Source organism: Streptomyces flavofungini, assembly GCF_041028215.1.
Classification (GTDB): domain Bacteria; phylum Actinomycetota; class Actinomycetes; order Streptomycetales; family Streptomycetaceae; genus Streptomyces; species Streptomyces flavofungini_B.
The window spans coordinates 1-9,349 of record NZ_JASKYR010000241.1 but is presented as its reverse complement, the minus strand read 5'-3'; the positions used below and the strand labels follow the sequence as shown (position 1 = coordinate 9,349).

The window sequence follows — 9,349 nt, the reverse complement described above, 5'->3', positions numbered from 1 at the left end:
CTCCGCCGCCGGTGATCCSGTACGCGACCGCTGGCGGGGCCCCATGCGGCTCGCCCTCGCCGAGGCGGGGCTCGCCGTCGGGGGCGGCGATGTTCCCGTGGGTGCCGTCGTGCTGTCTCCGGACGGCACGACGGTGCTCGCCACGGGGCACAACGAACGCGAGGCGACCGGCGACCCGACCGCGCACGCGGAGGTGCTCGCCGTCCGGCGGGCCGCCGCCGTGCTCGGCGAGTGGCGCCTGACCGGCTGCACGCTCGTCGTGACCCTCGAGCCCTGCACGATGTGTGCGGGCGCGATCGTGCAGTCCCGCGTCGACCGGGTCGTCTACGGAGCGCGGGACGACAAGGCGGGCGCGGCCGGTTCGCTCTGGGACGTGCTGCGCGACCGCAGGCTCAACCACCGTCCCGAAGTCATCCACGGTGTGCTCGCCGACGAGGCCGCCGGACTGCTCACCGCCTTCTTCCGTGAGGGCCACAGGGGCCGGTGAACCGTTCCGGGAAAGGGCCCGTCCGGGTCCTTGCCCGGAACCGATTTCTGACCACGGCCCATCGTGGGCTAGAGTTCCTCTCGGTAGCGTGTCCGAGCGGCCGAAGGAGCTCGCCTCGAAAGCGAGTGTGGGGAAACTCACCGAGGGTTCAAATCCCTCCGCTACCGCTCTTGATACGAAAGGGCCCGTCCGAATGGACGGGCCCTTCGTCGTACTCGCGCGCTCGCGCGGGGGAGAGAAGAAGAGGACCGGGGAGAGCGGCATCGGGGGGACAGACCGCTCCCCCCGGACGAGGACCGGCCCTCAAGTCGGCGCCGTCTACGGGGGAGGCGGCGGCGCCGGCTCCGCAGTGGGGCCAGTCCCTCGCCCCGCGGACTCCTGCCAGATCCGCCGGGGCTCACCATCCATCCTGCGGTCACGGACACCCGCCCGGCGCCCGCAAAGGGCCTCCTCGGATGGGCCGTTGGTCCCTAAAAACCCGTGAGTCACGTCGAAAACCCCGTGACCGACGTCCGGGTTAGACTCACGCCCGTCGCAGGGGTCGCACGGAGCACGGGTAAACGGAGCAGGGGTAAGGGGAGACCGGATCGTGGCAGTGCAGTGGAAGAAGCTCGGTCTCTTCGTCCTGGTCGTCTTCGTGCTCTACGTGATCATCACCGACCCCGCCAAGGCCGCGGACTACGTGCAGATAGGGTTCGAGGGTGTCTCCAGCGCCGCTCAGAGCATCGGCGACTTCATGACGTGGGTGGCCAACGGAGGCAAGGACTGAGCGGTCGTCGAGGCCCTCAGGCCCCGAGCCCTCTCCAAGGAGTCCCGTTCCCGTGATCCGCCATCTGGTCCTCTTCAAGCTCAACGACGGCGTACAGCGCGACGAGCCGCGCGTGGTCGAGGGCGTCGACGCCTTCCGCGCACTCGGCGGCCAGATCCCGGAACTGACGTTCTGGGAGTGCGCCTGGAACATCACCGACCGCCCCATCGCCTACGACTTCGCGATCAACTCCGCGGTCGAGGACACCGACGCCCTGAAGCGCTACCTGGAGCACCCGGCCCACCAGGCGGGCGTCGCGCTCTGGCGCGAGTTCGCCACCTGGGTGATCGCCGACTACGAGTTCTGAGCCACCGCTCAACGGCCCCCCGGACGGCCCCGCACCGCACTGGTGCGGGGCCGTTCCGTGTCTCAACACGTAGTTATCGGGTGCTTGCACACAGTGCACATGTCTTGTGATGCTATGACCGCTTTTGACGAATGAGTTAAACAGGTCGATCGATGTACTGATCGAGGCCGATCGACGTACCGATCAAGGTCGACTGCGCTTGACCGGGCTTGACTGAGAAACCGGGCTTGACTGAGAAGGGGTGGCGTTGACCGTGCCGGCCAGTACTGCGCCTGAAGCTCCACCCGCGAGGACCGCACCCAGCACCGGAAGCTCCCGCGGTGCCGACACCCGCGCCCTCACCCAGGTCCTCTTCGGCCGGCTCAAGGACCTGGAGCCGGGCACCCCCGAACACGGCCGGGTGCGCGGCGCCCTCATCGAGGCCGRCCTGCCGCGCGTGCGCTACGCCGCCGCGCGCTTCCGCAGCCGCAACGAGCCGATGGAGGACGTCGTCCAGGTCGGGACCATCGGTCTGATCAACGCCATCGACCGGTTCGACCCCGAGCGCGGGGTGCAGTTCCCGACGTTCGCGATGCCCACCGTCGTCGGCGAGATCAAGCGGTACTTCCGCGACAACGTCCGCACGGTCCACGTCCCGCGCCGGCTGCACGAGCTGTGGGTGCAGGTCACCGGGGCGACCGAGGACCTCACCACCGCCTTCGGGCGCTCCCCGACGACCGCGGAGATCGCCGAGCGGCTCCGCATCACCGAGGACGAGGTCCTCGCCTGCATCGAGGCCGGGCGCTCGTACCACGCGACGTCCCTGGAGGCGGCCCAGGAGGGCGACGGACTGCCCGGACTGCTCGACCGGCTCGGCTACGAGGACCCCGCGCTCGACGGCGTCGAGCACCGCGACCTCGTACGCCATCTCCTCGTCCAACTGCCGGAGCGCGAACAGCGGATCCTGCTGCTGCGCTACTACAGCAATCTGACGCAATCACAGATCAGCGCGGAATTGGGCGTTTCCCAGATGCATGTGTCGAGACTCCTGGCCAGGAGCTTCGCGCGGCTCAGGTCCGCAAATCGGATCGAGGCGTAACCGTATCGAGTGGAGTGCCGTCGGGGCTGTTCCCGACGGCACTTGTCGCTGAAAAGCCCCAGACCCCCTCTTTCCTGCACGGATGTCACCCTTGTTTGTCGACAAGTAACTACAGCGTGTTGCCGACATGTGACATTCTGCTGGAACCGCGTTTGCCGTAGCCCCACCTCCGGTATTCAGGTGGAGGCTGCGTTCCTCCGACGGGAGCGCTCGCCGCGACCGTCCGCGACCTCAAGGGGGTGGCATGTCCGCAGACCAGGGCAGCTCGAAGGTGCTCACGCTCACGCTCACCAAGAGCCCGAGCGAATCCGCGCCCGACGCGCTTCACAGCTCATCGGCTCCGGAGGCCATCGACACCCGGACCCTGTCCCGCTCCCTGTTCCTGCGGCTCGCCGCGCTCGACCAGGACAGCCCGGAGCGCGTGTACGTACGCGACACGCTCATCGAGCTCAACCTCCCGCTCGTGCGGTACGCGGCGGCACGATTCCGCAGCCGCAACGAACCGATGGAGGACATCGTCCAGGTCGGAACGATCGGCCTGATCAAGGCGATCGACCGTTTCGACTGCGAACGCGGCGTGGAGTTCCCGACGTTCGCGATGCCGACGGTCGTCGGTGAGATCAAGCGCTTCTTCCGGGACACCAGTTGGTCGGTGCGCGTGCCGCGCCGCCTCCAGGAGCTGCGGCTCGCGCTGACCAAGACCAGCGACGAACTGGCCCAGCGGCTCGACCGGTCGCCGACCGTGCCCGAACTCGCCGCCGCCCTCGGGGTGTCGGAGGAGGACGTGGTCGACGGCCTCGCGGTGGGCAATGCCTACACCGCCTCCTCGCTCGACTCCCCGGCCCCCGAGGACGACGGCGGCGAGGGCTCCCTCGCCGACCGTCTGGGGTACGAGGACTCGGCCCTGGAGGGCGTGGAGTACCGCGAGTCCCTCAAGCCGCTGCTCGCCAAGCTGCCGCCGCGCGAGCGGCGCATCATCATGCTGCGCTTCTTCGCCAACATGACGCAGTCGCAGATCGGCGAGGAGGTCGGCATCTCGCAGATGCACGTCTCCCGGCTCCTCACCCGGACACTGGCGCAGCTGCGGGACGGCCTCATCTCGGACTGACGGCACGCCGGGCTGCCGGACCGCCGGACCCGCGCACCACGCACCGCGGTACGGGTGTTGCTGACGGGGTTCCTAATTGACGGCCCGTCAGCCAAACTGCGGCGATGCGACGTGGTCTGCGTGATGTACTCGGAGCGTCCGCCGCCGTGCTGGCCCTCGGCGGCCTGATCGCCTCGTGCGGAGGCGGGAGCGGCGACGGCTATGTGGCCACCGGCGCGGCCGGTGCCTCGCCGGAGCGGCCCCCGGGCAGGACGGTGGCCCCGACGGGCGGCGTACGCATGATCCCGCTGGACGGCGCCGGGGAGGCGGGGCGCTCCACGGGCCCCACAGGTCCCGCGGGACCCACGAAGAACGGCCGGGGCGGCCCCAAGGGCACGCCGTCCGGCCCCCAAGCCGCCGCCGACGGTGACTCGGAGGGGAAGTCACCCGGCGGCACAAACGCGCGGACCCCGGCGGCCGAGCCCTCGCGGAGCGGCGGTGCCGCCGGGTCGTCCGCGCCGGGCACCCCGCAGCCCTCAAGCGGTCCGGACGCCACGCGAGGCCCCGCCAGGCTCCGGACCGGCGAACCGCGCCGGGAGCCCACGGACAAGCGCTGGTGCGAGAAGGTGACGCTCACCTTCACCAACACCGGGGGCTCCCCGGTCCGCTCCGGCGAGATCACCTTCGGTACGCACATCATCGGCGCCCTGGGCGCCGACTGGGCCACGATCGACTCCACGCGCCGCCTGCCCACGCCGCTCGCCCCGGGCGAGCGCACCAGCAGGACGTGGCGGATCTGCGTGGCCGAATGGCGCGTCCCGCTGGGCATGCACATAGAGACCCGGGACACCCGCACGAGGTGGAGTTAGGGGGCTGATCCGGAACCCCGGCGCTCGCAGGCCCCGTCAGGGGCGCGGGGAACTGCGCGACCGGCCACGACCGGCCGACAGCCGAAGAACGAGGCCCAGCGAGCCCAGCCGAAAACACCCCGCACCTACAAGCCTGCTAGGCCACCAGGCCCGCTAGGCCAGGGCCAGCCAGGCGACTCCCGCCACGACGACGACCGCGAGGATCACGCCGAGAATGAGCCCGACGCGCGGCCCGGCGGGAGCGGCGGCCTGCTGCCGGGAACCCTGCGGAGCGTCGTCGACGAACGCCCGGAACATCTGCGTGGAACCGGCGGGATCGGGGTTGCCCTGGTGACCCTGGGGGTTGTGTGCCATGAGGCAGGACCCTAGCGAATGCACCGCCCCCGGCCCAACCCCCGCTGGCCAGGGACTTTACATCCAGGCCCACAGACCTTTGCCGAGACTTTAAGGCCTTGGTCCACTTTTAGTTTGCCTGCGGCAACCAACTGCTTCTATCGTTGCCCTAAGCAACAAAAAATCAGGAGGTGCCGTGGCCGCGCAGCGTCAGTACGAGGAGCTGGCCCGACAGCTCAGCGCCATCGGTGCCGTGAAGCGTGGTCTCGGACGGGGTCTGCCCCACGACTGCCCGAGCGGGTCCGCCGCCGTACTCATTCTGCTCGACCGCCACGGCGCGATGCGGATGAGCAGGCTCGCGGAGCTGCTCGCCGTCGATACGTCGGTGACCAGCCGGCACGTCACCCATGTCGCGGAGAGGGAGTGGATCCACCGCGATCCCGACCCCGCGGACAAGCGCTCCCGCATCCTGCGGCTCACGCCCGAGGGCAAGGCCAAGGTCGACGAGCTCTCCGAGCTGTCCATCCGGACGCTCACCCACTACTTGCACGACTGGAGCGACGAAGAGGTCGTCCAGCTCAGCACGTTGCTCGCGCGACTGCGCGACAGCTTCGGGGACTGCCGCGCGGCTTCGGCCCGGCTTCCCCTCGACGTACCGAGCACGTCCCACGAGGGACCGAGCACCCCCCACGACGTACAGACCACGTCAGAACCCACCCGTACACCCGCGTAAGAAAAGGAAACCCATGGCAACAACCACACCAGCCGGTGTGCGGGGCAGCCATGCCAAGCACGGAGCACATCACTCTCACCCCGGTGACAACGCTCCGATGACGCACCGGCAGATCATGGAAGCGCTGTCCGGGCTGCTGCTCGGCATGTTCGTCGCGATCCTTTCGTCGACGATCGTCTCCAACGCCCTGCCCGAAATCATCGGCGACCTCGGCGGCGGCCAGTCCGCCTACACCTGGGTCGTCACCGCCTCGCTCCTCGCGATGACGGCGACCACCCCCCTGTGGGGCAAGCTCTCCGACCTCTTCAGCAAGAAGGCCCTGGTCCAGATAGCCCTGGTCATATACGTCGGCGGTTCGGTCGTCGCCGGTCTCTCGCAGAGTGCCGGGATGCTGATCGCCTGCCGTGTGGTGCAGGGCATCGGCGTCGGCGGTCTCTCCGCCCTGGCGCAGATCGTCATGGCCGCGATGATCTCCCCGCGTGAGCGCGGCCGCTACTCCGGCTACCTCGGCGCCACCTTCGCCGTCGCCACCGTCGGCGGTCCGCTGCTCGGCGGTGTCATCACCGACACCTCGTGGCTCGGCTGGCGCTGGTGCTTCTACGTCGGCGTGCCCTTCGCGGTCATCGCCCTGATCGTGCTCCAGAAGACCCTGAAGCTCCCCGTCGTCAAGCGCGACGTGAAGGTCGACTGGGCCGGTGCCTTCTTCATCAGCGCCGCCGTCTGCCTGCTGCTCGTCTGGGTCACCTTCGCCGGTGACAAGTACGACTGGGTCTCCTGGCAGACGTACGCGATGGTCGGCGGTTCGGTCGTCCTCGGTCTGCTCTTCGTGCTCGTCGAGTCCAAGGCCACCGAGCCGATCATCCCGCTGCGGCTCTTCCGCAACCGCACCATCACGCTCGCCTCGCTCGCCTCGCTCTTCGTGGGTGTCGCGATGTTCGCGGGCACGGTCTTCTTCAGCCAGTACTTCCAGCTCGCCCGTGGCGAGTCCCCGACGATGTCCGGCGTCATGACCATCCCGATGATCGGTGGTCTGTTCGTCTCCTCCACCGTCTCCGGCCAGGTCATCACCAAGACCGGCAAGTGGAAGGCCTGGCTGGTCAGCGGTGGCCTCCTGGTGACGGCGGGCCTCGGTCTGCTCGGCACCATCCGGTACGACACCGAGTACTGGCACATCGCGATCTTCATGGCCCTGATGGGTCTCGGCATCGGCATGATGATGCAGAACCTGGTCCTCTGCACGCAGAACCAGGTCGCCCCCGAGGACCTCGGCTCCGCCAGCTCCACGGTCACCTTCTTCCGCTCCCTGGGCGGTGCGATGGGTGTCTCGGCGCTCGGCGCCATCATGTCCACGCGCATCACCGACTACGTCAAGGACGGCCTCGCCGACCTCGGCCCGAAGGCCGCGGGCTTCGGCCACGGCGGCACCGGTGGCGGCGGCATCCCCGACCTGGACAAGATCCCCGAGCCGTTCCGCACGGTGATGGAGAGCGCGTACGGGCACGGCATCGCCGACGTCTTCCTGATCGCCGCGCCGATGGCGCTGATCGCCTTCCTGATCACGCTGTTCATCAAGGAGGTCCCGCTGCGGACCTCGGGCGCCCTCGCCCAGGCCGCCGGTGAGACGGCCGGTTCCGCAGACAGCGCCGCCGCGGCCCCGGCCGCGACCGCCCCGGCCGCGACCACCGCCGAGCAGCCCGTGCTCGCACCGGTCGCCCCGGGCGCGGAGACCGGCCCCGAGGGCACCCAGCGGCTCGCCGCCGTCGCGTCCGCCGCGCAGCCCGGCTCCGGTGAGCTCCCGCCGGTCACCGGCGGCATCCCGGTCCACGGCTACGTCCGCGGTGCCGAGAGCGCGCCCGTGCCGCAGGCCGCCGTCACGCTGATCTCCCTCGGGGGACGGCAGCTCGGCCGCTCGGTCGCGCAGGCCGACGGCTCGTACGCGGTCGACGCCCCCGGCGCCGGTTCGTACGTGCTCATCGCCTCCGCCGACGGGTTCCAGCCGCAGGCCTCGACGGTCGTCGTGGGCGAGGACACCCTCGCGTACGACATCCTGCTCAGCGGCACCAGCGGCCTCGGCGGCCTGGTGCGGGACGCGGACAGCAAGCTGCCCGTCTCCGGCGCCATGGTGATCGTGACCGATGTGCGCGGTGATGTGCTGGCCACCGGGCTCTCCGGTGAGCAGGGCGAGTTCACCTTCGCCGAGCTGGTCCCCGGCACCGTGACCATCGCCGTCAACGCCACGGGACACCGGCCGATGGCCCTGCCCGTCGAGATCGGCGGCGCCGGGGTCACCCGGGTCGAGGTCGAGCTCCGCTCCGGCGCGCAGGTGCTCGGCACCGTGCGTGCGGGCGGCTCGGCGCTGAACGACGCCCGCGTCACCCTGGTGGACGCCGCGGGCAACGTCGTCGCCACCGCGACCACCGGGGCGGACGGGGCCTATGGCTTCACCGACCTCGACAGCGGTGAGTACACGGTCATCGCGACCGGCTACCCGCCGGTGGCCACCGGCCTCACGGTGACCGGCAGCGGCGTCGACGGCCACGACATCGAGCTCGCCCACCCGGGCGAGTGACGGCCCCGGCCCGTGGGCGCGCCCCGAGCGGAGGCGCGGCCACGGGCCGGTCGCGAAAGGGCCCCCGGGCCGGTGGTGGCATTCACGGCAGGGGACGGCCGGCCACCACCGGACCGGGGGCCGTCTGGCTCCCGGCCGCTCGGCCGCACGGGACTTGAACTTTTTTGTTGCCGCCGTACGCGGCGGCCAGGCAAGGAGTAAACGGGATGGGACTCAACGCTCGGATCCGGACGCGTGACGGGTGGGCCGTGCCCCACGCCGTCGTCACGGTGACCGACATGACCGGCGCGCAGGTGCTGCGGGCCACGACGGACGAGGAGGGGCTCGTACGGGACACGACGGCGCTGCCCGCCGGTCCGTACACCGTCATCGTCACCGCGGTCGGCTACGCGCCCGTCGCCTCGACAGCGCTCGTCACCGCCAGCGGACGGGCCGACGTCGGCCATGTCGTCCTCGCCCGGCAGGGCGGCACCGAGCTGCCGCCGCCCGGTCCGTGGACCATCGACCCCGTGCACTCGACGGTCGCCGCCGTCGCGCAGCACCTGGGCATCACCAGCGTGCACGGGCGGTTCCTGGAGTTCGGCGGCCGGGTGGAGATCGCCGAGGACGTCGAGAAGTCGCGCGTCGAGGCGGTCATCCGGTCGTCCTCGATCGACACGGGCAACGGCATGCGCGACGGGCACCTGAAGTCGGCGGACTTCCTTGACGTCGAGCGGTACCCCGAGATCACCTACCGGTCGAGCGGCCTCACCCCCGCGGGCGCGGACCGCTGGACCGTCCACGGTGAGCTGGGCATGCGCGGGGTCGTGCGCCCCGTCGACCTGGAGCTCAGCTACCTCGGCACCGGCGCGGACCCGTGGGGCGGCACGCGTGCCGCCTTCCGCGCCACGGCGGAGCTGCGCCGCGAGGACTTCGCGATGAACTACAACCAGGTGGTCCAGGCGGGCATCTCGGCCATCGGCACGACCCTCCGGGTGGAGCTGGACATCCAGACGGTCCAGGGCGACACCTTGCCCCAGGTCTAGCGGCCCGCTTCCCGCGAGCTCCGGGCCTCTGACCACGCGGCCCGTGCCGGGAC

Annotated in this window: 10 protein-coding genes and 1 tRNA gene; 10 read left to right on the top strand and 1 reads right to left on the bottom strand. The window is 70.4% G+C overall.

From position 1 onward, the window contains the following. The 7 genes from tadA to AB8Z36_RS18180 form a co-directional block, all read left to right on the top strand. Positions 1–487, top strand: a 487-nt coding sequence (gene tadA, locus AB8Z36_RS18210) for a tRNA adenosine(34) deaminase TadA (protein WP_369214381.1), incomplete at its 5' end; no start/stop codon positions are given. 82 nt (positions 488–569) lie between these two features. Next, positions 570–654 (top strand) — tRNA-Ser (locus tag AB8Z36_RS18205). A gap of 422 nt (positions 655–1,076) precedes the next feature. Next, positions 1,077–1,256: a hypothetical protein gene (locus AB8Z36_RS18200; protein ID WP_369214380.1), complete on the top strand. Its 180-nt coding sequence runs from the start codon at positions 1,077–1,079 to the stop codon at positions 1,254–1,256. Between the two features lie 52 nt (positions 1,257–1,308). Then, on the top strand, positions 1,309–1,602 hold the full coding sequence (locus AB8Z36_RS18195) for a Dabb family protein (protein WP_369214379.1): 294 nt from the start codon (positions 1,309–1,311) through the stop codon (positions 1,600–1,602). A gap of 241 nt (positions 1,603–1,843) precedes the next feature. After that, positions 1,844–2,680, top strand: coding sequence for an RNA polymerase sigma factor SigF (locus tag AB8Z36_RS18190; protein WP_369214378.1), 837 nt, complete (start codon positions 1,844–1,846; stop codon positions 2,678–2,680). Positions 2,681–2,924: 244 nt separating this feature from the next. Next, positions 2,925–3,788, top strand: coding sequence for an RNA polymerase sigma factor SigF (locus AB8Z36_RS18185; RefSeq protein WP_369214377.1), 864 nt, complete (start codon positions 2,925–2,927; stop codon positions 3,786–3,788). Positions 3,789–3,892: 104 nt separating this feature from the next. Continuing rightward, positions 3,893–4,636, top strand: coding sequence for a hypothetical protein (locus AB8Z36_RS18180; protein WP_369214376.1), 744 nt, complete (start codon positions 3,893–3,895; stop codon positions 4,634–4,636). Between the two features lie 153 nt (positions 4,637–4,789). Here AB8Z36_RS18180 and AB8Z36_RS18175 read toward each other — a convergent pair whose 3' ends face one another. Continuing rightward, the gene (locus tag AB8Z36_RS18175; protein WP_369214375.1) at positions 4,790–4,990 is read right to left on the bottom strand and encodes a hypothetical protein; all 201 of its coding nucleotides are present in this window, start codon (positions 4,988–4,990) and stop codon (positions 4,790–4,792) included. A gap of 175 nt (positions 4,991–5,165) precedes the next feature. On the opposite strand from AB8Z36_RS18175, the gene AB8Z36_RS18170 reads away from it, so the two are divergent. The 3 genes from AB8Z36_RS18170 to AB8Z36_RS18160 all read left to right on the top strand — a co-directional run bounded on the left by AB8Z36_RS18170 (position 5,166) and on the right by AB8Z36_RS18160 (position 9,296). Next, positions 5,166–5,702, top strand: coding sequence for a MarR family winged helix-turn-helix transcriptional regulator (locus AB8Z36_RS18170; protein WP_369214374.1), 537 nt, complete (start codon positions 5,166–5,168; stop codon positions 5,700–5,702). A gap of 13 nt (positions 5,703–5,715) precedes the next feature. Next, positions 5,716–8,271 (top strand): MFS transporter, encoded by a 2,556-nt coding sequence (locus AB8Z36_RS18165; RefSeq protein WP_369214373.1) that lies wholly within the window; start codon positions 5,716–5,718, stop codon positions 8,269–8,271. 206 nt (positions 8,272–8,477) lie between these two features. Beyond that, positions 8,478–9,296, top strand: a complete 819-nt coding sequence (locus AB8Z36_RS18160; RefSeq protein WP_369214372.1) for a YceI family protein — start codon at positions 8,478–8,480, stop codon at positions 9,294–9,296. Positions 9,297–9,349 lie beyond the last annotated feature (53 nt).

Excerpts from the sequence above, each read along its gene's own strand:
- AB8Z36_RS18180 (WP_369214376.1), top strand. The coding sequence starts at position 3,893 with ATGCGACGTGGTCTGCGTGATGTACTCGGAGCGTCCGCCGCCGTGCTG.
- AB8Z36_RS18160 (WP_369214372.1), top strand. The coding sequence starts at position 8,478 with ATGGGACTCAACGCTCGGATCCGGACGCGTGACGGGTGGGCCGTGCCC.
- AB8Z36_RS18185 (WP_369214377.1), top strand. The coding sequence starts at position 2,925 with ATGTCCGCAGACCAGGGCAGCTCGAAGGTGCTCACGCTCACGCTCACC.
- AB8Z36_RS18165 (WP_369214373.1), top strand. The coding sequence starts at position 5,716 with ATGGCAACAACCACACCAGCCGGTGTGCGGGGCAGCCATGCCAAGCAC.
- AB8Z36_RS18175 (WP_369214375.1), bottom strand. The coding sequence starts at position 4,990 with ATGGCACACAACCCCCAGGGTCACCAGGGCAACCCCGATCCCGCCGGT.